This window comes from Vibrio sp. 1402 (assembly GCF_033340275.1).
Map to the genome: position 1 here is coordinate 140,491 of NZ_JAWOWE010000008.1, position 21,405 is coordinate 161,895.

General features: G+C 44.8%; 22 protein-coding genes. 5 read left to right on the plus strand and 17 right to left on the minus strand.

Annotated features, from left to right (window positions below; translation table 11 throughout):
• Positions 1–59: 59 nt before the first annotated feature.
• Positions 60–314, plus strand: a complete 255-nt coding sequence (locus tag R7044_RS16250; RefSeq protein ID WP_005384444.1) for a hypothetical protein — start codon at positions 60–62, stop codon at positions 312–314.
• A gap of 62 nt (positions 315–376) precedes the next feature.
• Here R7044_RS16250 and fadJ read toward each other — a convergent pair whose 3' ends face one another.
• The gene (fadJ, locus tag R7044_RS16255; RefSeq protein WP_225455684.1) at positions 377–2,488 is read right to left on the minus strand and encodes a fatty acid oxidation complex subunit alpha FadJ; all 2,112 of its coding nucleotides are present in this window, start codon (positions 2,486–2,488) and stop codon (positions 377–379) included.
• Positions 2,488–3,795, minus strand: coding sequence for an acetyl-CoA C-acyltransferase FadI (gene fadI / locus R7044_RS16260; RefSeq protein WP_005384447.1), 1,308 nt, complete (start codon positions 3,793–3,795; stop codon positions 2,488–2,490). The genes fadJ and fadI overlap by 1 nt, the downstream gene beginning before the upstream one ends.
• A 720-nt stretch (positions 3,796–4,515) precedes the next feature.
• Between fadI and R7044_RS16265 the strand changes: the two genes are divergently transcribed.
• The 4 genes from R7044_RS16265 (at position 4,516) to R7044_RS16280 (ending at position 8,998) form a co-directional block, all read left to right on the plus strand.
• Positions 4,516–5,091, plus strand: a complete 576-nt coding sequence (locus R7044_RS16265; protein WP_005380528.1) for a sigma-70 family RNA polymerase sigma factor — start codon at positions 4,516–4,518, stop codon at positions 5,089–5,091.
• Positions 5,084–5,815, plus strand: coding sequence for a DUF3379 domain-containing protein (locus R7044_RS16270; protein WP_005380527.1), 732 nt, complete (start codon positions 5,084–5,086; stop codon positions 5,813–5,815). The genes R7044_RS16265 and R7044_RS16270 overlap by 8 nt, the downstream gene beginning before the upstream one ends.
• Positions 5,816–6,112: 297 nt before the next feature.
• A complete protein-coding gene (locus R7044_RS16275; protein WP_225455685.1) occupies positions 6,113–7,372 on the plus strand; it encodes an outer membrane protein transport protein in 1,260 nt (419 codons plus the stop codon).
• A gap of 309 nt (positions 7,373–7,681) precedes the next feature.
• Positions 7,682–8,998: an outer membrane protein transport protein gene (locus R7044_RS16280; protein WP_054576273.1), complete on the plus strand. Its 1,317-nt coding sequence runs from the start codon at positions 7,682–7,684 to the stop codon at positions 8,996–8,998.
• 74 nt (positions 8,999–9,072) lie between these two features.
• Here the strand turns inward: R7044_RS16280 and R7044_RS16285 are convergent, their stop codons facing one another.
• The 15 genes from R7044_RS16285 to R7044_RS16355 form a co-directional block, all read right to left on the minus strand.
• Positions 9,073–9,846, minus strand: coding sequence for a VacJ family lipoprotein (locus tag R7044_RS16285; protein ID WP_005380523.1), 774 nt, complete (start codon positions 9,844–9,846; stop codon positions 9,073–9,075).
• Positions 9,847–10,062: 216 nt separating this feature from the next.
• Positions 10,063–11,277: a c-type cytochrome biogenesis protein CcmI gene (ccmI, locus tag R7044_RS16290; protein WP_054575506.1), complete on the minus strand. Its 1,215-nt coding sequence runs from the start codon at positions 11,275–11,277 to the stop codon at positions 10,063–10,065.
• Positions 11,277–11,762 (minus strand): cytochrome c-type biogenesis protein, encoded by a 486-nt coding sequence (locus R7044_RS16295; protein ID WP_005380519.1) that lies wholly within the window; start codon positions 11,760–11,762, stop codon positions 11,277–11,279. Before R7044_RS16295 ends, ccmI begins: the two co-directional genes overlap by 1 nt.
• Positions 11,759–12,313: a DsbE family thiol:disulfide interchange protein gene (locus tag R7044_RS16300; RefSeq protein WP_005380518.1), complete on the minus strand. Its 555-nt coding sequence runs from the start codon at positions 12,311–12,313 to the stop codon at positions 11,759–11,761. The genes R7044_RS16295 and R7044_RS16300 overlap by 4 nt, the downstream gene beginning before the upstream one ends.
• Before the next feature lies 1 nt (position 12,314).
• Positions 12,315–14,291, minus strand: a complete 1,977-nt coding sequence (locus R7044_RS16305) for a heme lyase CcmF/NrfE family subunit (protein WP_225455686.1) — start codon at positions 14,289–14,291, stop codon at positions 12,315–12,317.
• Positions 14,288–14,773: a cytochrome c maturation protein CcmE gene (gene ccmE / locus R7044_RS16310; protein ID WP_005380516.1), complete on the minus strand. Its 486-nt coding sequence runs from the start codon at positions 14,771–14,773 to the stop codon at positions 14,288–14,290. Before ccmE ends, R7044_RS16305 begins: the two co-directional genes overlap by 4 nt.
• Positions 14,770–14,976, minus strand: a complete 207-nt coding sequence (gene ccmD, locus R7044_RS16315; protein WP_005380515.1) for a heme exporter protein CcmD — start codon at positions 14,974–14,976, stop codon at positions 14,770–14,772. The genes ccmE and ccmD overlap by 4 nt, the downstream gene beginning before the upstream one ends.
• 11 nt (positions 14,977–14,987) lie before the next feature.
• On the minus strand, positions 14,988–15,731 hold the full coding sequence (locus tag R7044_RS16320) for a heme ABC transporter permease (protein ID WP_005380513.1): 744 nt from the start codon (positions 15,729–15,731) through the stop codon (positions 14,988–14,990).
• Positions 15,732–15,840: 109 nt separating this feature from the next.
• Entirely contained in the window at positions 15,841–16,509 is a 669-nt protein-coding gene (gene ccmB / locus R7044_RS16325) for a heme exporter protein CcmB (RefSeq protein WP_005380512.1), read from the minus strand.
• 1 nt (position 16,510) lies between these two features.
• Positions 16,511–17,128, minus strand: a complete 618-nt coding sequence (ccmA, locus tag R7044_RS16330) for a cytochrome c biogenesis heme-transporting ATPase CcmA (protein ID WP_005380511.1) — start codon at positions 17,126–17,128, stop codon at positions 16,511–16,513.
• Positions 17,129–17,418: 290 nt separating this feature from the next.
• Positions 17,419–17,913, minus strand: a complete 495-nt coding sequence (locus tag R7044_RS16335) for a DUF2802 domain-containing protein (RefSeq protein WP_031777229.1) — start codon at positions 17,911–17,913, stop codon at positions 17,419–17,421.
• Positions 17,914–17,926: 13 nt separating this feature from the next.
• The gene (locus R7044_RS16340) at positions 17,927–18,421 is read right to left on the minus strand and encodes a chemotaxis protein CheW (protein ID WP_005380507.1); all 495 of its coding nucleotides are present in this window, start codon (positions 18,419–18,421) and stop codon (positions 17,927–17,929) included.
• A 35-nt stretch (positions 18,422–18,456) separates the two neighbouring features.
• Complete coding sequence (locus tag R7044_RS16345; protein ID WP_182016282.1) at positions 18,457–19,497, minus strand: chemotaxis protein CheW; 1,041 nt, start codon at positions 19,495–19,497, stop codon at positions 18,457–18,459.
• On the minus strand, positions 19,487–20,266 hold the full coding sequence (locus tag R7044_RS16350) for a ParA family protein (RefSeq protein ID WP_005380505.1): 780 nt from the start codon (positions 20,264–20,266) through the stop codon (positions 19,487–19,489). Before R7044_RS16350 ends, R7044_RS16345 begins: the two co-directional genes overlap by 11 nt.
• An 8-nt stretch (positions 20,267–20,274) precedes the next feature.
• Positions 20,275–21,387, minus strand: coding sequence for a protein-glutamate methylesterase/protein-glutamine glutaminase (locus R7044_RS16355; protein WP_005384458.1), 1,113 nt, complete (start codon positions 21,385–21,387; stop codon positions 20,275–20,277).
• Positions 21,388–21,405: the final 18 nt, after the last annotated feature.

The following is a 21,405-nucleotide window of genomic DNA, read 5'->3' on the forward strand; positions in this document are numbered from 1 at the left end:
TACGCCATTACGGCTTATGCTCTAATTCCCCGCACTAAAAATAACTTAATGAGGTAGTCATGAAAAAAGCACTTTTACTTGTGGCTCTTATACTGCCATTGGCATCTGCTCACGCTGAAATCTCAGTCAAAGGCGATGGCTTCGAATTAAGTGACGACTGTGTGCGCCTTAGCGGAGACAATGTATCCATCAAATCAGATGATTGCTCTTCAAAGCAGTGGAATGATAAAGACAAAAAAGGTAACAGCAGCGTTCACGGGGACGACAACCCAGGTAAAGGCCACAATAAAGATAAGAAAGACAAGAAGAAGTAACCATTTCTTCTTTATGAAAAAGGCTTGCCACTGGCAAGCCTTTTTCTCTACCGAAGCAACGTTTAATAGAACGTTGTCCCTTCACCAGCTCGAGTAAGCAAACCATCACATGGCGCGTAACGATCGCCATACTTCGATGCAAACTCATTCATTTTCTCTACGAGCTCTTTAATGCCAAATTGGTCCATGTAACGGAACGGACCACCCAAGAACGGTGGGAAACCAATACCAAATATCGCGCCAATATCACCGTCACGTGGCGAGCGAATGATGCCATCATCCAAACAACGTACCGCTTCATTCAACATTGGCAGCACACAGCGCAACGCAATATCGTTATCGCTTAGCTTAGATTCAGGGTCGAGCTTAAGCAGTTTGTAAACCGATTTGTCGACATCTTTCTTCTTGCCCTTGTAAGTGTAAAACCCCTTACCACTCTTGCGTCCTTTACGTCCATCATTTAACAAGATATCAAACACATCCGGCCCTTTGAATCGGTCACCTAACTCGTTAACCAGAATCGGCATAATTTTCGCGCCAATGTCGACACCAACTTCATCCAACAAGGTAATCGGGCCAACAGGGAAACCAAAATCAAGCAACGCCGTATCAATCTTTTCGATCGGTTCGTTAGCCAGCAGAATATGCGCCGCTTCGTTCATGTATGGCGCAAGAATGCGGTTCACGTAAAAGCCCGCTTTGTCTTTCACTACGATCGGGGTTTTACCTTGCTTTTTAGCAAGTGCAACGACTGTTGAAATGGTTTCATCTGACGTCGTTTCATGCGGAATCACTTCCACCAACGGCATTTTTTCTACCGGGCTGAAGTAATGCAAACCCACTACGTTTTCTGGACGCTCCGCTTTTTCTGCAATTTTGTGGATAGGCAACGAAGAAGTATTGGTCGCAAAGATAGTTTCTGTCTTAGCGTTTGCTTCAATGTCCGCCACCATTTTTTGCTTAAGATCTAAGTCTTCAAAAACGGCTTCAATTACGACATCAATATGATTAAAACTGGTAAAATCGACACCACCAGACAGTTGCAGCATTTTCGCTTGCAGATCGGCCTTGGATAGAATGCGACGTTTGCGCTGTTTCTCAAATAACTTGTAGTTGTAGTTGAGCGCATTTAAAACGCCATCGTTGCTAACGTCTTTGATGCGAACAGGTACTTTTGCTTTTGCAACAGACACATGGCTGATTCCGGCGCCCATCAGACCACCACCAAGCACACCAACTTTATGAACTGGTGCTGGTTTCGCATCCGTGCCATTCTCTTTCTTCATTTCTGTTGTGGCAAAGAAGATCGAACGGAGCGCTTTTGACTCTGAGCTCATTACAAGCTCACCGAAGCGCTTCGCTTCAAGTTCTTGGCCTTTAGCGAAGCCTTTCTCTAAGCCATGTTGAATAACTTCTAGAATTGCAACCGTTGCTGGATAGTTACCACGGGTTTTTTGATTCGTTTTCTTCGCAGCTTGCTCAAATACAAACTTGCGCCCTAGCCCGCTACCAGACATCACCTTTTCTTTCGTCGATAGCTTTTTCGTACCCTTGTTTTTACCTTTGTCGATAAACTGTTTTGCTACGTCGAGCAAAATGGTGTCAGGCACACAGGCGTCCACAACGCCCAGTTTTTTAGCTTTCTTCGCACGAAGTTGTTTACCCGTCAGGATCAAGTCCAACGATGGTAACAGGCCAATCAAACGTGGCAGACGCTGAGTACCACCAGAACCTGGCAATAAACCAAGTTGTACTTCTGGCAGACCTAAACGCGTTTTGTCAGAATCCGTACAAACACGATAATCACATGCAAGAGCCAGTTCTAAACCACCGCCCAAACATGGGCCATGAATAGCCGCAACGACAGGATACGGTAAGTCCGATAGCTGCTGGAACAACTCCTGACCCTGCCTTGCTAAGGCTTCCGCTTCACTTGCTGTGGTGTATGCTTCTAGCATTCTAACATCTGCGCCCGCAACAAAATTGTCCGGTTTTAGGGAGTGGATGATCATCCCTTTAATACCACTGGAGTCTTTTAGCTGAGCAAAAATTTCTTTCATTTCGTCAGCAAAAGCCGCCTGCAGCGTATTCATTTTTTCATTAGGAACATCGATGGCTAACCAAGCAATATTTTGCTCATCAACCTTTAGACTAAATGCTTTTTGCTCGCTCATTACTCAACCTCCAGAATCATTGCCGCACCAAGACCACCAGCAGCACATGCGGTATTCAATGCAATACCACCGCCACGGCGTTTTAGCTCTCGTAGGGTTTGCGTCATCATACGCGCACCAGTCGCAGCAAATGGGTGACCATAAGCAATTGATCCGCCAAGCACGTTGAACTTATCCATGTCAATTTCACCAATCGCTTTTGAGCGACCAAGGTTTTCTTGAGCAAACTTATCGGAAGCAAACATCTTCACATTCGCCAATGCTTGAGCAGCAAAGGCTTCGTGCATGTCGATCAACGTCAGGTCTGACAGTTCCAAGCCTGTATTTTCAAGCACTTTCGCTGTGGCATAAGTCGGCCCCATCAGCATGTCCTTTTCCACACCGATAGCAGAGAATGCATAACCTCGGATGTAACCAAGGATCTCCATTCCGAGCTCTTTCGCTTTACCTTCTCGCATCAACATCACTGCCGCACCACCATCAGTCAATGGCGTACTGTTCGCAGCCGTAACACTGCCATACTGACGATCAAACGCAGGTCGCAATTTCGCGTATCCCTCAACCGTTGAGTCATGACGGATATTGTTGTCTTCCGAAATCCACTTTTTGTATGGTTCAGGGAAAGCCGTCATCACTTCATCTTGGATTTTTCCTTCTTTCCAAGCTTGAGAAGCCAGCGTATGAGAACGATGTGCAAGCGCATCCTGTTCTGCGCGAGAAATACCATGTGTTTTAGCCATTTGCTCTGCAGTTTGTCCCATGGATAAACCCGTAGAGTACTCTGCTACTGCTGGTGGCACTGGCATCAGGTCTTTAAAGCTCAAGTTTTTGAGGATACTAAGCTTCTGACCCATTGTTTTTGTCTTACTAAGAGCAAGCAGATTAGCGGCCAATTTCTTTGATACGCCAATAGGCAGGACGGAAGAAGAGTCTGCACCGCCAGCAATACCAATATCGATGGTTCCCGCCATGATGCTTTCTGCGACATTAACCGCCGCTTGAAAACTCGTTGCACACGCTCGAGTCACACTGTAAGCATCAGTATGGATGTTCATACCGGTGCCTAACACGATTTCTCGTGCGATGTTTGGCGCTTCAGGCATTTGTACTACTTGTCCAAATACCACTTGTTCGATTAGCTTCGGATCAATATCTGTTCGAGCAAGCATTTCGCTTACTACCATTTTCCCTAAATCGACCGCTGGCACTTGGCTAAATTCCGTGCTTTGACGAGCAAAGGGAGTTCGAAGCCCCGCGACAATAGCGACACGCTCACCATTGCGTGTTTTTACTTCCTGCTTGCCCATTGTTTCTCCTTAAATACAAGAGGTCTGACCTGATGCATTGTAATGAATTTGTTAAATTTATCAAACGTGCGTTTAAATAAACGTGAAGCAAGTAGTTCAATTACTCTACTTCTTTGATTCTTATGCGATTACTAATGGTTAACTATAGAGAGTTAAAACGGTAAGAGGTATACGGAAAGTAAAATCGAAGCAAAAAAAAACCACACATAACTGTGTGGTCGGAATATCTATAAAACAATTAACTTACGCCAATTGAAAAGTAATCAGTTTCCTGATTAGGAGAAAGTAAAGTCAGCCTTCAAAAGGAAGTGTCATCTTGCTCAACATGTTAGTCGCAATGACTAACGAGATGACAAGGTGTACTATAACCCCTTCACTGCTTGATATTTTGAAATAGATCAATTTTATAGTGATTTTACGAGTTTTAAGCTCACCTAGAGCGATTATTGATTCAAAACAATTCAAGAATCCACCATCAGAAGTCCCTTTTAATGCTCCATCGAGTGAACTTATCCAAGCCATTGATTACTAATGATGATATTGTTAACAATATATATCAATTCGTGTTCGATGATATCTGACATTTGCGTATACACTTTTAGGTAACCACATGGCTTATTGTGTCAAAGGGGTTGCATGACAAATCCTGCAACCAAAACCGCTAGGCGATGAAGCAAGTAAAGTCATGCTCAGAACAAATAAGAAACTCACAGAGCGAGGATGGAGGCTCCTGTGGCCATATTAAAAATGTTTGGAAAGAAAAATTCCAACAGTCCGGTCAACTCTGATATGGACAAGCAAAGAAAATACGAAGCGCTCGTCCGAGGGTATCATCGTGACTTGTACCGCTACGCATATTGGTTGTGCAAAGATAAAGCGGTCGCGGAAGATCTAGTTCAGGAAACCTGTCTTAGAGCTTGGAAGTCACTCGATAGCCTCCAGGACGAAAAAGCTGCCAAGTCTTGGCTCATCACAATATTGAGACGAGAAAATGCGCGCCGCTTCGAACGTAAACAATTTGATTTAGTTGATATCGATGATTACGGCAATGATGCTAAAGTCAGCGATGACTCACATCATCAGCAAGAATGGCTGCAGGCACAGATCATGAAGCTCGATGTTGAATACCGTGAGCCTTTATTTCTCCAAGTTGTCGGTGGTTTCAGTGGAGAAGAAATTGGCGACATTCTTGATTTAAATAAAAACACAGTGATGACTCGACTATTTCGCGCTCGTAATCAACTTAAAGAGATGTTGGATTCTCAAGATACTAAGAGAGGACAAAAGAATGGATGATTTAGAATTTCGTCGTCGTATTTTGTCGGATCCAAAACAAAAGGATGAAGAGATTCTGCAAGCTTTAGCTGGTAGCGACGCCAACAATAAGTTTGTTGATGACGTTTTGGATCTCGATGTAAAAATTAAACAAGCCATGAATGTGGATGTACCCGAAGATCTCGCAGATAAGATTTTATTTAGCCAGACGTCGAGTGCACTTGATGAAGAGAAGGTCGTAAGACCAAACTTTGTCCGCAAAGCAATGGCACTTGCCGCTTCTATTGCGTTCACCGCAGGGTTATTAGTAGGTCAAGTAAACTGGGGAAATGTTTTGGTGTCTCCAGCACAAGCCAGTTTAGCGGATACCGCGATGAAACACGTTATTCATGAAGAACCGTTTGTTCGTCATCTTGATGAGGATGTACCGAGCTCGCAAATTAATGCGAAAATGTCGCCATTTCATTACCAGTTTAGTGAAAATTTTCCATATCACGTTTACTACCTAAACCACTGCGGTTTTGGCGAATCCAATGCGGTGCATATGGTGTTCCAAGGTCCAAAAGGTAAAGTAACGTTATTTATTACTGGTATTCCAAGCGAACAAAGTACCGACTTTAATAAGGATGGCATGACCGGAATCGTTCAGCCTGTCGGGAGTTCAAGCCTGATTTTAGTCGGGGAAGAAGGTGAAAATATTGATGCGATCGCTACGACTCTTGCATCAATGATTAAGCCGATGTAACAACTTCGACGATTTCCAGCCTTCAAAAGGTTAAATGCCGCTAAATGATCTTATTTAGCGGCATTTTTGTATAAATAGAACACAAAACATTCACCACCCATATCGCATTTAGAGCTTAAACTCTAAATTATGCATTTTAAGTGCAATTTCCCGTCTTTTAGACATCATTTCTGCAATTTTTATTCAATTTTATCCAATGGTCGGATTTGTCCAAGCAACTATTGATACTACTATCTGCGCCACTGAGCAAAAGCTCAATTTATCGTCCAAAGAGACGAATCTAATAAGGAAAAACAAATGACTCAGAACACGCGTCTGTTTAAAAAGACTCTCCTAGCAGTAACGGTAGCTTTTACCTCAGGTCAATCGATGGCAGCGGGTTTCCAAATCAACGCTCAATCAGCAACTGGCATCGGCCGTGCATTTGCTGGTGACGCGGTAATCGCAGATAATGCAGCAGTAATGGCTCGTAACCCAGCAGCAATGGCTCTGTTTGATAAAATGGAACTGTCGCTAGGTTTCGAAAGCATTACTTCAATGATTGAAGTGAAAGATGCGAAATATAACGTTAATACTCCTTTGGGCTCCAGTACTGTAAATGTTGCTGACACTGATGATGTGGGTGATACGTCAATAGCTCCAAACATTCACCTAATCGTTCCAGTAAATGACAAGTTTGCATGGGGCGTAAACGCATACTCTAATTTCGGCACTAAAACTGAATTTTCAGATAACTACACCGCAACCGAGTACGGTGGTCTTACGGATGTAAAAAGCTTCAACTTTGGATTTGCGGGTTCTTACCGTTTAAACGAACAATGGAGCTTTGGTGCAGGTTTAGATTTAATCTACGGCCAAGGCACAATGAAGCGTACAACTAGCTCTTCAGTCCCAGGGGTTGGCGGTCAAAAAATTCTGGACGTAGATAAAGCTGATGGTTGGGCTGTTGGTTTCAACGTTGGTACTGTGTACGAACTAGATGAAAACAACCGTTTTGGTCTAGCGTATCGTTACAGCCCTGAATTTACGGCGAAAGACGACAAAGGTCAGGAAATCACGCTACCTCTACCAGATATGGCCGAGTTTTCCGGTTTCCACAAAATCCAAGACACTAAGTTTGCTGTACACTACAGCATCCAATACATCGGTTGGAAAGATTTCGACCAAATTGATTTTGAGAACCTAAATCAGGGTTTACTTAAAGGTGGTTACTCGAAAGACTATCAATGGCAAGATGGCTGGCACTACGCAATTGGTGGTACTTACTACCTAAACAACAACTGGACACTTCGTGCTGGTTACATGTACGACACAAGCGCTCAAGATAAAGTAACGTCTATCTCGGTACCAGACTCTGATCGCCAGTGGTTCTCCACAGGTTTCTCTTACCATATTGATAATAGCTCAAACATCGATTTTGGCTTCACGTACTTGTTAGGTGAAGATGTAAAAGTTAATGAGAATACTCAATTATCTCCTGTTCTTTCTACCGGTGTAACAGCAACAACTCATGCTGATGCAATTCTATTCGGCTTACAATACAGCCGTAGCTTCTAAACGCTTCGCTGTTAGTTAGTAGAAAAATACTTTATATAAAAGGCTGGATTTCCAGCCTTTTTTCATATCTGCGATTTATTGCCCACTCAATTTGAGTGAACACGTGTATCTAAATCTCACAATTAGGACGCACAGCTGTTCGCTGAATTCCGTTTACAAGCCTTTCACAGTTAGATTATTAAACCGCACAAATAACATTTAAAAGCATAATATTCCAAATGACCACTTACGCTGGATTTTCATTTCTAAAGTAAAAACTCTACCTTTAAACTTTTGTCCCACGTTATAAACAAATCAGCGAACATTCGAATGAAAACCAACAAGACTCTTCTATCAACAGCAGTGGCATTAAGCCTACTTGGCGCAACGGGCATGGCTAACGCAGCAGGTTTCCAACTTGCTGAATATTCTGCAACAGGCCTAGGTCGAGCATATGCTGGTGAAGCTGCAATGGCTGACAACGCAAGTGCACAATGGCGTAACCCAGCAATGCTAACTTATTTGGAAGGCACTCAAGTGTCCGTTGGTGCAATCTATGTGAACCCAAATATTGATATTGAAGGTGATGTAAACTTCCACGGTAGCACTTCTTCTGCATCTTCAGATGACTTCGCACATGATGCAATCATTCCAAACTTCTACCTATCACACCAATATAATGAGAAATTCGCGATTGGTTTGGCATTTGGCACCAACTACGGCATGGAAACCGATTTAGGTAAAGGCTTTGGTGCCTCGCACTTCGGTAACGAAGCAAGCGTAACGACAATGGAAGCGAACTTGAACGCAGCTTACAAAGTCAATGAATCAATCAGCGTTGGTGGTGGTATCCGTTACATCATCGGCGAAGGCAGCTTTGGCGCAGCAGCTCCTAAGAATAACGTTGTAGGGTTAAATCCTGAAACTAATCAACCAATCAGTGTTCCTCAAGGTACTGCTCTAAAATACATGGAAGGTGACGATACCGCTTGGGGCTGGCAAGTTGGTACAGCATGGCAGATCAATGAAAATAACCGTATCGGCTTCGCGTACAAATCTGAAGTTGAACTAAAGCTTGAAGGCCATGCTGAAGGTCTTGGTTTTGGCTTCGGTACTTCTGAACGCGACAACGGCTACATGTATCTAAACCTGCCTGCAACGGCTGAATTGGCAAGCTTCCACCAAGTAACAGACCAACTTGCGTTACACGCAAGCGTTAACTGGACGGATTGGAGCTCTTTCGAGAAATTGGAAGCACGTCTAAATACTGCTGGCACGCATATGGTTAAAGTAGAAAACTGGGAAGACAACTATCGCTTTGCTGTTGGTGCTACTTACCAGCTTGATCCTAAGCTAGCGCTACGCACTGGTATTGCATACGATACTTCAGCGGTAAGCGACAAAAACCGCACGATTACTATTCCAGAAACTGACCGCACTTGGCTAAGTATTGGCGCAACGTACGATTGGACGAAAGACTTCAGCCTAGACGCTGGCTTCACCTATATTTTTGCGAAAGACGCACCAATCGTTGAGTCTCGTGGTTACAAGTCAGACGACACTGCAGAACAAGTCGGCGGCCAATTCGTAGGCGAAACTACGGGTAATGTTTGGCTAATCGGTGTTCAAGCAAACTACCGTTTCTAACCAAGCTGCAAAATACAAAAAAGGCTTAGTATCAGCTAAGCCTTTTTTCATTTCTCGATTATGAAGAACAACGCTTAAAAGTCTTCTAGATATTCATCTAAATACTCTTCTTCTTCGATGTTAACTTCTTCTACCGTTTCAACTTCTGCTTTAAAGTTTTGACGCTGTATATAAACATCGCGAGTTAGAATATATGGATCCGGCGACGAGTCTAGCTGCGCTTCTTGCGGTACTAATAAAGCACGCTTCTCCATTCCTTCAAACGCCCACTTACCCAAACTCGCCCAGAAGTTGAGATAAGAGAGGGGTAAATACGTACTATCTACGGTATCTGTCACTTCACGTAAGGTATACGGACCATAACCTGGAACCATGAAGTAAGGACCATTTCCAACACCATAGTGGCCTACTGCATCACTGAACGCTTTCTCGTCGTACTTCGTAATACCCGCGGCACTTGCAATATCGAATAAACCGAAAATACCGAACGTCGAGTTAATCCAAAAACGGTTAAAGTGGTCCACAGCTTTCGTACCATTACCCATGATTAAGTTATTAACCATGCTTGCTGGCTCATCTAAGTTCGATAAGAAGTTAGCGATACCAGAACGAATAGGAACTGGCGTGTATTCTACATACGCAAGTGATACAGGACGAACCAAATACGGATCTAAATATTCGTAGTTGAGTTCCCACATGGTTCGGTTAAAGCCTTCCAACGGGTCATACACATCAGAAGTCGTTTGATTTGTTTCTTGTCCTGTTACTGCTTCATCAGGCGCACTTGAACAGCCAACCAGTCCAACGGCTAACAGCAACAAGAAGGTAGATTTACCCTTGTTATACATTTTATTTTCCATAACGACTATTAATGTACCTAAGTCACCCCGATTAACCATTGTACGTATGTTGAGCAGGATACATAGTAAAGATGACTCAGATATGGGAATAAATAAAGGCCAGCAATCGCTGGCCTTCGGTATTCTACTCGATCGTTTAGAGTCATACCACTAAAGGCAACTGACTCTACCTCGTTGTCATGTTTCAGAGACAGATGTTAACAATTAATACTGCTGATCAATGGTCACTTCTACTGGTGCGCCAAATTCAACGACGTCACTTTCTCCGTGCCAATCTTGATCACGCGTTGCTACGTTACCGTCAGAATCTACACGCACACGGACGATGAGCTTATCGAGTGTAGATAACTTTTGCCCTTGCATCATGGCATTGCCATCATCTAATACGACTGTGCGAGGGAAAGTACCTAGCGGATAACGAGCAGCAGCCACAGGCATTGGGGAGCCATCTGAACGATGTACTGACACAATCAGAACTGCGTTTGGATCCAACTGAGCATTTGGTGCCACATTAATTGTCACAGCTACACTCTTATCCGGTGAAACCGCTTCGCCCATTTGCTTACGAGCACTCTCAATACTGCGTGACAACATCTCGTAGCGACTATCTTCTGGACCAATCATTTGCTGCATGATTCCCCAGTACTTGATGGCTGCCGGGAAGTCTTGACGCTCAAACGCATCGAACGCTAACAAAGAAAACACACGCAGATCGACATAGTCTTGCTGCATCAGCTTGCCGAGTAATGAGCGAGCCGTCGCTTGATCCATTTCCTCTTGAGACAGCATCAGAGCTTGTGCATAACCCAACATCACATCTGGGTCTTTGGGCTCTAGGCGGTACGATTTTTCCATCGCATCGATAGCTGTGGTGACATCACGATTTGCTAACGCAATACGACCTAGCAGTAACCAACCTGTCGAGTCTTCCGGCTGGTAATGTAAGCGAGTTCGAAGGGCAAGGGTCAAATCCGCCATTTCATCGTCACTCAGCGGCTCAGAAGAAGCCGACATCAGCTTTTTCGATAACTCAGGTAGATTTGCAGACACTTCTTGCCATTGAACAATATCGTCTGACGCGCCAAATTTATAATACAAACCATAGCTCAGCACCACCGTCAGAATTACCGATGGAACTAAAACCGCGATTGGAGAAACCTTAGTTTCTTTTTGCGCTTTATCACCAGGGATATCGTCAAGCAGTGATTGCTTTAGATCAGAAATCAGTTCGTCTTCACTTTCAACTAGACCTTCGTCAGTTTCTTCTGCAAGCTCAGATAGTCGGTCTTTATAAAATGCCTTGTTAAGCTCATCGCGTAACACATCATCATTGTTCGCTTTTTGTTTAAGCAGCGGCAAAGCCACCAGCGCACAAGCAATAAGCGTGAGAACAACGGTGGAAATCCAAAATAGTGTCATTACTTCTTATCTCCGTTGTTCTCTTCTTCAAGCAATGCTTTTAAACGAGCTTCTTTTTGCTCATCCCATTGCTCGTCACTGCTCGCTTTTGCCTTAACTTTAGATTTACGGCTACGCAGTACAATCAAACCAAAACCACCCAGTACTACAGCGAGTGGCCCTAGCCACAAAATCGCAGTCGCGACCGTAAATGGTGGGTTGTAAGTCACGAAGTTACCGTAACGGGCGATCATGTAATCAACAATCTCATCTTTGGACTTACCTTCTTTGGTCATTTCGTACACCTTATGGCGTAAGTCCTGAGCAAGTTCAGCGTTAGAATCCGAGATCGTGTTGTTCTGACATTTAGGGCAACGGAGCGTATGGCTTAACTCTTTGAACTGCTGTTCTTGTTCCAAATTATCAAACTCGTACACTTCAATGGCCGCATGAGCAGCAAGAGATAATGTCATCGCAGCAAAAACGGCAAGAATTAGCTTTCTCATTGCTTCGCCTCCTCAACCAATTTGTTGTAAAGCGGCTCCAGTGTTTCTGACCAATTACGTGGGTTTACATCCCCTACATGGCGATAGCGAATCACACCATTTGCATCAATAATGAATGTTTCTGGAGCACCATAAACACCAAGGTCAAGGCCAAGCATACCACTGCCATCAAATAGGCTGATCAAGTACGGGTTGCCGAGATCATTCAGCCAACCTATTGCTTTATTACGATCATCTTTGTAATTCATACCGATGATCTTAACGCCCTTACCCGCCAATTCGTTTAGGTATTTATGCTCTGCATAACACGTTGGGCACCACGTTGCCCAAACGTTCAAGAGCAACGGTTCACCTTTAAAAATTGATTGGTCGTACTGTTTTCCAGGCTCAGCCAGATCTTCTAAATGAAATTCAGGAACTGGCTTACCAACCAAAACCGACTCCAATTTAGTTGGATCATCGCCCTCTTGGTTACGCATTAATTGGGTTGCGAAAATGCCCGCTAGAATCATGAAAGCGACAAGCGGAATAAATAAGATTTTCTTATTCATGTTATGCCTCCTGCTCTTTTGACTTCGCGTTTTTCTTCGGCGATTTACGGAAGCGGTAGCGTTTATCAGAAATCGCTAGTGCGCCGCCTAATGCCATAATCAAAGAGCCAGCCCAAATCCAACGAACGAACGGTTTATAGTAAATACGAACAGCCCAAGATCGGTTGTCGTCTAAACGTTCACCCATTGCAATGTATAGGTCGCGGCTAATACCACGGTCAATGGCTGCTTCAGTCATCATAGACTTAGCCGTACGGTAGAAGCGCTTCTCTGCGTGAAGCGTATTCACGTATTTGCCATTGTGTGTGATCTCAAAGTCTGCGATGTAGCCATCGTAGTTTGGACCATCTTTATCACGCAAGCCTGAGAAGTAGAAATCATAACCTTGAATTTGGAAGTGTTCGCCAGGTGCTAAACGTACATCTCGCTCGATGCTGTAGTTCTGTACCATCGCAATACCGATAACAGATACCGCCAGACCAACATGACCCAACATCATTGCCCAGTGGCTACGTTGCAGCTTGCGAACACCTTCACTAAAGCTATGACGGTGCGTTGCTCGCTCGTACAATTCAAAGCCATGCATCGCAATAATCCAAATCGCCATCACCCAACCAATGTAAGCCATGGTTGAGAAGAAATTGGCAAACAGGTACACGCATAGCGCGGCCAAAGCGAAAGCAAGCACACCTGAAACGAGCATTGGTTTCACAAGTTTAGATAAACTGTCTCGCTTCCAGCGAATAAGAGGACCAATACCAAGCAGAAAAGCAAATGGCATCATTAACCACGCAAATAGCATGTCAAAGAATGGCGCACCGATAGAGACCGACCCCAAACCAAGCTGCTTGTGTACGAGCGGCAACAGTGTCCCCACTAACACCACAACAAGAGCGGCGATAAGTAATACGTTGTTGGCTAAGAGCGCATTTTCACGTGAGACTAAGTCGAAGTTACCTCGTACACGCACTGCTGCCCCTTTTACGGCAAACAGCAATAAAGAGCCACCGATAACGAAAACGAGGAAGCCTAGAATAAACATACCGCGCGACGGGTCAGACGCGAACGCGTGCACCGATACTAAAATACCGGAACGGACTAAGAAGGTGCCCAACAAACTCAACGAAAATGCAGAGATTGCCAATAGTACCGTCCACGCTTTAAATGTGCCGCGTTTTTCTGTCACGGCAAGAGAGTGCATTAATGCGGTACCCGCTAACCAAGGCATGAATGATGCGTTTTCTACTGGGTCCCAGAACCACCAGCCACCCCAGCCAAGTTCGTAGTAAGCCCACCAAGAACCCAGTGCGATACCAAGTGTTAAAAATACCCATGCAGCGGTTGTCCAAGGACGAGACCAACGAGCCCAAGCCGTATCAAGGCGTCCGGTCATTAGGGATGCGATCGCAAAAGAGAATGCAACCGAGAAACCAACATAGCCCATGTAAAGCATTGGCGGGTGAACAATCAAACCAGGGTCTTGAAGCAGAGGGTTCAAGTCACGTCCGTCAACCGGGAAGAACGGTAACGTACGTAGGAATGGGTTCGACGTTAGGATGATAAACAGTAGGAAACCCACTGAGATCATGCCCATAACAGCAAGTACACGTGCAACCGACTCTTGCGGCATACCACGACTAAACGTCGCTACAGCGACAGTCCAAGCAGCTTGGATTAAAACCCATAGCAACAGTGAACCTTCGTGCGCACCCCATACTGCGGTTAAACGGTAGTACCAAGGAAGCTGACTATTCGAGTTGCTCGCTACATACTGTAACGTGAAGTCGTTGGTATAAAATCCCCAACATAAAATGGCGAAAGAGAACAACAGCATCAGGAACATAGACCAAGATAGCGGTCGCGCTGTGTTCATGAGCATGGTGTTATTATTCGATGCTCCCCACAATGGCAATACGCTCAACAGCACTGCCATTGCAAGCGAAAGAATGAGAGCAAAGTGACCGATTTCAGCAATCATTGGCCGCTTCCTTGTTTCTGTTCGGTGCTGTATTGAAGCGGTTCATGCGTTTTCTTCATCGCTTCTGCAATTTCTGGTGGCATGTATTCTTCATCGTGCTTCGCTAGGACCTCAAATGCCTCAACTGTTGTGGCATCTTTCAGTACACCTTGAGCAACAATACCCTGCCCTTCACGGAACAAGTCAGGAAGAATACCGTCATAGGTAATCGTCACTTTCGGACCGACATCGTGCAGGTCAAAACTCACTTTCAAAGAATTAGGATCTCGACGAACTGAGCCCACAACCACCATTCCACCGATACGCAGACGCTGGCCTACTTCTGGCTTGGTGCCATCTGGCTTACCATTAACCAATTCCGTTGGAGTGTAGAAAAGGTCCATATTTTGGTTAAGCGCATAAAGTATCAAACCAATGGTGGCACTAATACCGATAAAGATCGCTAGTACAATACCTAGCCTCTTTTTACGTCTCGGGTTCATAAGGTGTTCTCCATGTTCTTCGCTGCGTCGATACGAGCTTGACGGTCAATTTTTGCTTTCACTTCTTTCAATAATGCATCACCGCGGCGAAGGCTAGTGATCAGAAGAATCAGCATGGATAAGAAAGTAATACCAAACGCACTCCATACGTATGATGCATAGCCACCCATGGCAAAAAAGTCGCTCAGAGATTCAAAATGCATAATCAGTTACCTCACTGAGTTTGTTCTGTTGCGAGTTTGCGCACCCAAGGGCGGTGACTTTCTTTACTGATGATTTCGTTACGGAAACGGACCATCGTCACGGCACCAAAGAAGAACGCAAAGCCAAAGATGTTCAGCAATAACGGCCAAAGCATGTCGGATGAAATAGAAGGTTGTTCAAATTTCGTGATCGTCGCACCTTGATGAAGCGTGTTCCACCATTCCACGGAAAAGTGAATGATAGGTAGGTTTACTACGCCTACGATCGCTAAGATACCAGCGGCTTTTGCAGCGGTTTTTTGATCGTCAAACGCATGGTAAAGCGCAATCACACCAAGGTAGAGAAATAGAAGAATCAATTCAGATGTAAGACGGGCATCCCATACCCACCAAGTGCCCCACATAGGCTTGCCCCAAACAGCACCTGTAAGTAGAGCAATAAAAGTAAATACTGCACCAATCGGAGCCATCGCAAGTGCCGCCATATCAGATAGGCGAACTTGCCATACTAGGCCAATAAATGCAGCGATCGCCATCGACATATAAACGCCCATAGACCAAATAGCTGATGGGACATGAATGTAGATGATTCGGAAACTGTCACCTTGTTGGTAATCTGAAGGCGCAAATGCAAGCCCCCAAACCGTACCAACCGATAAGCATACGAGGGCCAATACAGAAAACCAAGGCAGAAACTTACCACTCAAACGATAAGCTGCTTCTGGCTTGGCATAAGGATGTAGCCATTTCCACATGTTTTGTTCTCACTCTTACTTCAGGGACACTGTCTAAAGGGTTGAGACCGTAGCAGTGCTTTAATAATAATTCTTTGATCAAGCGCCGCTTCATTGGCACTTTATTGAGTTAGTTAACACTAACTCGCAATGCGGCACTGATGGCAAAAGGCGTTAATGTCATCGCCCCCATTAGCATCGCACCTAAAATCGCTAGTTGACCGTTATACGCCATACCGAGTGCGGCAGCATCAATTGCCGATGTTGCGAAAATCAAAATTGGGATGTAGAGCGGAAGAATAAGCAAACTCAAAAGAACGCCACCCTTTTGCAACCCAACAGTCAACGCCACACCAATGGCGCCAATAAAACTTAGTGTTGGTGTACCGATCATCAAGGTTAATACAACCGATAGCCAAGTATTGAAGTCGAGCGAAAGTAAAACCGCCAATAATGGGCTAATTAAAATCAGAGGTAACCCTGTTAACAACCAATGTGCTATGACCTTTGAAACCACTACAAGTTGCAATGGAATCGGCATTAGCATCATTTGTTCTAGTGCACCGTCTTGAAAATCATCACGAAATAGACGCTCTAATGATAATAAGGCGGACAGCAATGCGGCAACCCAAACGATGCCCGCTGCAATACGTGCTAACAAATTAGGTTCTGGTCCAATACTCAGAGGAAAGAGAGTAATGACAATAATAAAGAACCACAGCGGGTTTAGAATGTCTGCCTGACGGCGAAATGCGATTAGGAGCTCACGACGAATGATGGTGGTCATCGAGGAAATCATATCAGTCACCCAGCTTTATTTTTCTAAGTTTCGGGCTGTCCGCAAACATATCTTGATGCGTCGTCAACACAACAATACCGCCATTATCAGCATGACTTGCGAACAAAGATTCAAGCACCTTGACGCCTTGCTTATCAATGGCAGTCAACGGCTCATCTAAAATCCATAAAATTTGCTTACTGAGCCATAACCTTGCCAATGCGACTCGTCGTTGCTGACCTGCGGAAAGTTGTGCTACAGGCACATCTTCTCGACCAGCTAATCCTACTTGAGTCAAAGCGATAAAGATTTCTTCGTCTGAAGAGCGATTATTTTGAATAGATTGATAAAAACGTAAGTTTTCTAATGCGGTAAGCTCTCGTTTCACTCCTGTTTGATGTCCTAAGAAAAGCAGATCTTGATGGAAAACATCACGAGATTTTTCAACCTCTTCGCCTTTCCATTTAATGACACCTTCTTCTCTATCACCTAACCCTGTCACAATCCGTAGCAATGTAGTTTTACCAGTACCATTACGCCCTTCGATCTGGACCAATTCACCAGGCTTAATTTCAAACTGCAGGTTTTCAAACAGAACCCTTTCATCACGGATTGCTGTCAGGTTAGACACTTCTAACATAGAGCTTCAACTAAAAAATGAACGAGCCGCTATATTAGCACAGCTTAGTTATGACAAAACAGGATAAGAGGGCTAGGTTACATGTAAGTTCATGTATTTTTGTTAATTAATCATCACACTTTAATAAAATTAACTATAAGTAGTTATAAGCGCTCATTTTGAATTTGAGAGGCCAGAGCTAAGAGCAAGAACGACTGAAGGTTATCTAGGGTTGTATTGAAGAAGAGCATTAGCGGCTAAAAACAAAAAAAGAGGCGTAATAACGCCTCTTTTTTATCGCTTGATAACCTTTAGCGTCGACGACGTCCACGCGTTGGATATTCTGCATCATCTGATGGCTGACCACTTAATGGTGGAATCTTCTCTTTCCCCGCCAGTTTCTTCTGCAGTGAAAGCATCAACTCAGCTTCGGCTTTTGGTAGTTCGCACTCTTCAATCAGCTCGTTGATATCAGCGCCAAGCTGTACCATTTTAGAAGCGCGACTGTACAAGCGACCATCAGTATCAGCGTGTTCGAGTTCGCGAATTCTCTCGTTTAAGTGCTGAATAATGTCTTGTTGCTCCGTCACTTTTTGTCCAAGACCAACGACAACCGAGCGCACTTCGAGTAACTGCTTACTCAACTTTTGCACTTCTTTATCTGCGTGTCGAGATTGAGCTCGTTGTTGGTCTAACTGCTTTTGTAACCCAGAGCGAATCCGCAGTTGCAAAACAACCAAAACTAACACAATAAAAGCGACGCCACCCGCAAGGAATGGAGCAGATAAAAGAGTCTCTTCAGCCATCATCATTCAGCCATTAAAGGTGAGCCATCTCGTCCCACTCGTCATCTGTTAGCAGCTTGTTCAAATCCACAAGGATAAGAAGCTTGCCGTCACGGTTGCTCACACCCTGGATGAACTTCGCACTCTCGTCGGTACCAACAGAAGGCGTCGTATCAATTTCAGAAGAACGCAGATAAACGACTTCTGCCACGCTATCTACTAAGATACCAATCACTTGACGCTCTGACTCGATCACAATAATACGAGTGTTGTCGGTGACTTCGCCTTCCATCAGGCCAAAACGTGAACGTGTATCGATAACAGTAACTACATTACCGCGTAGGTTGATGATACCAAGTACATAATCTGGTGCACCTGGAACAGGGGCAATTTCAGTATAACGAAGTACTTCACGAACTTGCATTACGTTGATGCCGTACGTTTCTTCTTCTAGCTGGAACGTCACCCACTGAAGAACTTCGTCATTCGATGCATCTTTCTTCACTTCTACTTCAAAAGCTTGAGACATAGTTAATCCTCGTTAATGTCGTTCCCGACTTAAATCTAATTCAGTGATTTGACATCTAAACCGGCGTTTAGCATGTCAATGAGCGCCTGGACATGAATTAAGGCACACATTTTTTCTTTTACCATGCCCGCTAGCCAAGGGCGTTTACCCGCCTGCTCACGCCAGCGAACCTTGTCGATATTAAGCGTTTCAGTCCCCATTAATTGATTACTGGCCAACCCCCACATGCTCTCACCAAGCATGACGACATATTGGTAGTTATCTTTATAGCTATCATCACGAAGCTTATCTGCCATCACCCATTTCGCGGTATCGACGACATCAAACTGTTGCTCGCGATTTGTTTGTAGCCCCAAATACCAGGCGGGTTTTCCTATCAAATGGTTAAGCTCGCTAATGCGATGAATACCACCTAACTCATCAAGAGGTACAGCAAACGTGACACCATTCACATCAAAGTAAAGAACTTGGAAGTCCTCACTTCGCTTCGTGCTTTCCCAGACCGTTGGTATATCGGAATCTGCTTGTGTTTCGAGTTCAGTATCGACGTTCGATTCTATATTGATACTTTGTTCGATCACTGCGTGAGGTTCATCCACCTCTGGTTGAGCTTCCTCAAAAACTGGCTCATCAATCACCCAGTCCTGTATTTCCTCAACACCCTGAAGCTCAGGCACCTCACTAAAGGTTTGTACCTCAGGCTCAGCCGCTTTTATCTCTGCTGCAATATCAATCGTATTTTGTTCAAGAATACTATCAATATCCAACTCAGCCACTGGGTTGCTTGCTTCAAGCTGACTTAATAGCCTTTGAACATCTTCCAGGTTTGGAGCTTCCAACTCTGGCGGATATGTTTCTTGAAACTGGTACGTTTCTGGCTCCGAGTATTGTAGCTGCAATTCTGGCTCTGGCTCTGGCTCTGGCTCTGGCTCTGGCTCTGGCTCTGCAGATGATACCTCTTGAGCCAATAGGTCAAGGTCTTCCTCAAGAGTCGTTATTTCAGTTTCATCATCCAGTAATGCATTAAAGTAGTCATCAAGTGCTTGTTCACTGGACAGCACATCATTACTGCTCATCGAACGCCAACCTCTCCAGATAAATCAGTAGCTGTTTATAGGCAAACACACCACGACTACCAGATGCAAAATGCGACGCTGGCAAGTGCTTTAAACTGGCATCGCGGAACTTGGTATCAATAGGCACCGCTGAGGTCCACACTTGATTTGGGTAATCTTTTTTCAGTTGCATCAATGTCTGCAATGACGCTTTCGTGCGCTTATCGTACATGGTTGGGACGATAGTCACTTTGAAACCGCCCGGGCGAGATTTTTGCATAATGGTTAGCGTACGCATCATGCGCTCTAGACCTTTCATCGCCAAAAACTCTGTTTGAACAGGAATCAAAATTCGGTCACTGGCTGCCAACGCGTTCACCATCATCACGCCAAGGATTGGCGGACAGTCAATCAACACATAGTCATAGTCTTGTGAGACAGTTTGCAGCGCCCGTTTTAAGATTAATCCCATACCACTGCGATTACCCATTACGCGATCAAGCGTGGCAAGGGACATATGCGCGGGAATGATATCCATTCCTTCCAGCTCTGTTTCTAAAATCAACGGCTTAACCGTCTCACGAGAAAACGTCTTCAACTGGAATAAATCAAATAGGCTCGAAGTTACTGCATCAGGATCATAACCGAGATAAGTAGTCAGTGAGGCGTGAGGATCAGTATCAACCATCAATACTCGATGGCCTTTCTGGCTCAATAAGCCCGCCAATGTCACTGTTGAGGTGGTTTTACCCACGCCTCCTTTCTGGTTAGCTACACTCCAAACAATCATGATGAATCCTAAGCTAGGCCAACTTCCACCAACATGCGTTCAGCAATGCGGTCAAGCGGTAAATCTTCTGAAGAAATGCCTGCTTTAGCAACCGCTTGGGGCATGCCATAAACAACACAACTTTCTTCATCTTGTGCCCAAATTGTTGAGCCTGAAGACTTCAACATGCGAGCGCCCTCACGACCGTCTGCACCCATGCCTGTCAACACTAAAGAGAGCACTTTGTCGCCATATACTTTTGCGGCAGAACCAAAAGTCACATCCACACATGGTTTGTAGTTCATGCGGTCGCCGCCATCAATAATGCGAAGACGAGCAGCGCCCGCTCGTCCATCCACCATCATTTGTTTCCCACCTGGTGCAAGGTATGCCACACCGGGCTGTAACACATCGCCATCTTGTGCTTCTTTCACTTGAATCTTACACAAGGTGTTCAAACGACTGGCAAACGCAGCAGTAAACGTTGCTGGCATGTGTTGAATCAATACAATCGGATGCGGATAGTTCATCGGCAAACGCGTCAGAATTTTTTGTAGAGCAACGGGGCCACCTGTTGATGTTCCAATTGCCGTCAGTTGATACTTCTTACCAGAAGCACGGTACTTTGTCGCAGCAGGTCGAGTTGGTGTTGGAGTCACAGGTGAAGCCGTTCTTGAACCTAATGGTCGAGTAGTCGTGCTGGTACTCGCTGTTGGGCGAGCGATAGGTCGACGCATGAAAGCGCGCTTCGAGGCAATCTGAATCACACGCTGTTGAAGTAATGACACCGCTTCTTCACGGTTACGCGCAATGTCCTCAAACTTTTTCGGTAAGAAGTCCAATGCGCCCGCATCTAGCGCATCAAGCGTAGCTTTCGCCCCGTCGTGGGTCAGGGACGAAAACATTAGAATTGGCGTTGGAGCAGCGGCCATTATTTCACGTACAGCTGTAATGCCATCCATCACTGGCATTTCAATATCCATCGTGATGACGTCAGGTTTGAGAGATTTGGCTTTCTCAACCGCCTCTCTACCATTTACCGCAACGTCAATCACTTCTAGGCGCGATTCTGAGTTGATGATTTCGCTCACGCGACGTCGGAAAAAACTCGAATCATCAACGACTAGTACTTTAATCGCCATCTTATTCCTTTTAATAAC

What these genes read in the sequence shown, in the direction of transcription:
- R7044_RS16250 (WP_005384444.1), top strand. Translation starts at nt 60, where the DNA reads ATGAAAAAAGCACTTTTACTTGTGGCTCTTATACTGCCATTGGCATCT.
- fadJ (WP_225455684.1), bottom strand. Translation starts at nt 2,488, where the DNA reads ATGAGCGAGCAAAAAGCATTTAGTCTAAAGGTTGATGAGCAAAATATT.
- fadI (WP_005384447.1), bottom strand. Translation starts at nt 3,795, where the DNA reads ATGGGCAAGCAGGAAGTAAAAACACGCAATGGTGAGCGTGTCGCTATT.
- R7044_RS16265 (WP_005380528.1), top strand. Translation starts at nt 4,516, where the DNA reads ATGGAGGCTCCTGTGGCCATATTAAAAATGTTTGGAAAGAAAAATTCC.
- R7044_RS16270 (WP_005380527.1), top strand. Translation starts at nt 5,084, where the DNA reads ATGGATGATTTAGAATTTCGTCGTCGTATTTTGTCGGATCCAAAACAA.
- R7044_RS16275 (WP_225455685.1), top strand. Translation starts at nt 6,113, where the DNA reads ATGACTCAGAACACGCGTCTGTTTAAAAAGACTCTCCTAGCAGTAACG.
- R7044_RS16280 (WP_054576273.1), top strand. Translation starts at nt 7,682, where the DNA reads ATGAAAACCAACAAGACTCTTCTATCAACAGCAGTGGCATTAAGCCTA.
- R7044_RS16285 (WP_005380523.1), bottom strand. Translation starts at nt 9,846, where the DNA reads ATGTATAACAAGGGTAAATCTACCTTCTTGTTGCTGTTAGCCGTTGGA.
- ccmI (WP_054575506.1), bottom strand. Translation starts at nt 11,277, where the DNA reads ATGACACTATTTTGGATTTCCACCGTTGTTCTCACGCTTATTGCTTGT.
- R7044_RS16295 (WP_005380519.1), bottom strand. Translation starts at nt 11,762, where the DNA reads ATGAGAAAGCTAATTCTTGCCGTTTTTGCTGCGATGACATTATCTCTT.
- R7044_RS16300 (WP_005380518.1), bottom strand. Translation starts at nt 12,313, where the DNA reads ATGAATAAGAAAATCTTATTTATTCCGCTTGTCGCTTTCATGATTCTA.
- R7044_RS16305 (WP_225455686.1), bottom strand. Translation starts at nt 14,291, where the DNA reads ATGATTGCTGAAATCGGTCACTTTGCTCTCATTCTTTCGCTTGCAATG.
- ccmE (WP_005380516.1), bottom strand. Translation starts at nt 14,773, where the DNA reads ATGAACCCGAGACGTAAAAAGAGGCTAGGTATTGTACTAGCGATCTTT.
- ccmD (WP_005380515.1), bottom strand. Translation starts at nt 14,976, where the DNA reads ATGCATTTTGAATCTCTGAGCGACTTTTTTGCCATGGGTGGCTATGCA.
- R7044_RS16320 (WP_005380513.1), bottom strand. Translation starts at nt 15,731, where the DNA reads ATGTGGAAATGGCTACATCCTTATGCCAAGCCAGAAGCAGCTTATCGT.
- ccmB (WP_005380512.1), bottom strand. Translation starts at nt 16,509, where the DNA reads ATGATTTCCTCGATGACCACCATCATTCGTCGTGAGCTCCTAATCGCA.
- ccmA (WP_005380511.1), bottom strand. Translation starts at nt 17,128, where the DNA reads ATGTTAGAAGTGTCTAACCTGACAGCAATCCGTGATGAAAGGGTTCTG.
- R7044_RS16335 (WP_031777229.1), bottom strand. Translation starts at nt 17,913, where the DNA reads ATGGCTGAAGAGACTCTTTTATCTGCTCCATTCCTTGCGGGTGGCGTC.
- R7044_RS16340 (WP_005380507.1), bottom strand. Translation starts at nt 18,421, where the DNA reads ATGTCTCAAGCTTTTGAAGTAGAAGTGAAGAAAGATGCATCGAATGAC.
- R7044_RS16345 (WP_182016282.1), bottom strand. Translation starts at nt 19,497, where the DNA reads ATGAGCAGTAATGATGTGCTGTCCAGTGAACAAGCACTTGATGACTAC.
- R7044_RS16350 (WP_005380505.1), bottom strand. Translation starts at nt 20,266, where the DNA reads ATGATTGTTTGGAGTGTAGCTAACCAGAAAGGAGGCGTGGGTAAAACC.
- R7044_RS16355 (WP_005384458.1), bottom strand. Translation starts at nt 21,387, where the DNA reads ATGGCGATTAAAGTACTAGTCGTTGATGATTCGAGTTTTTTCCGACGT.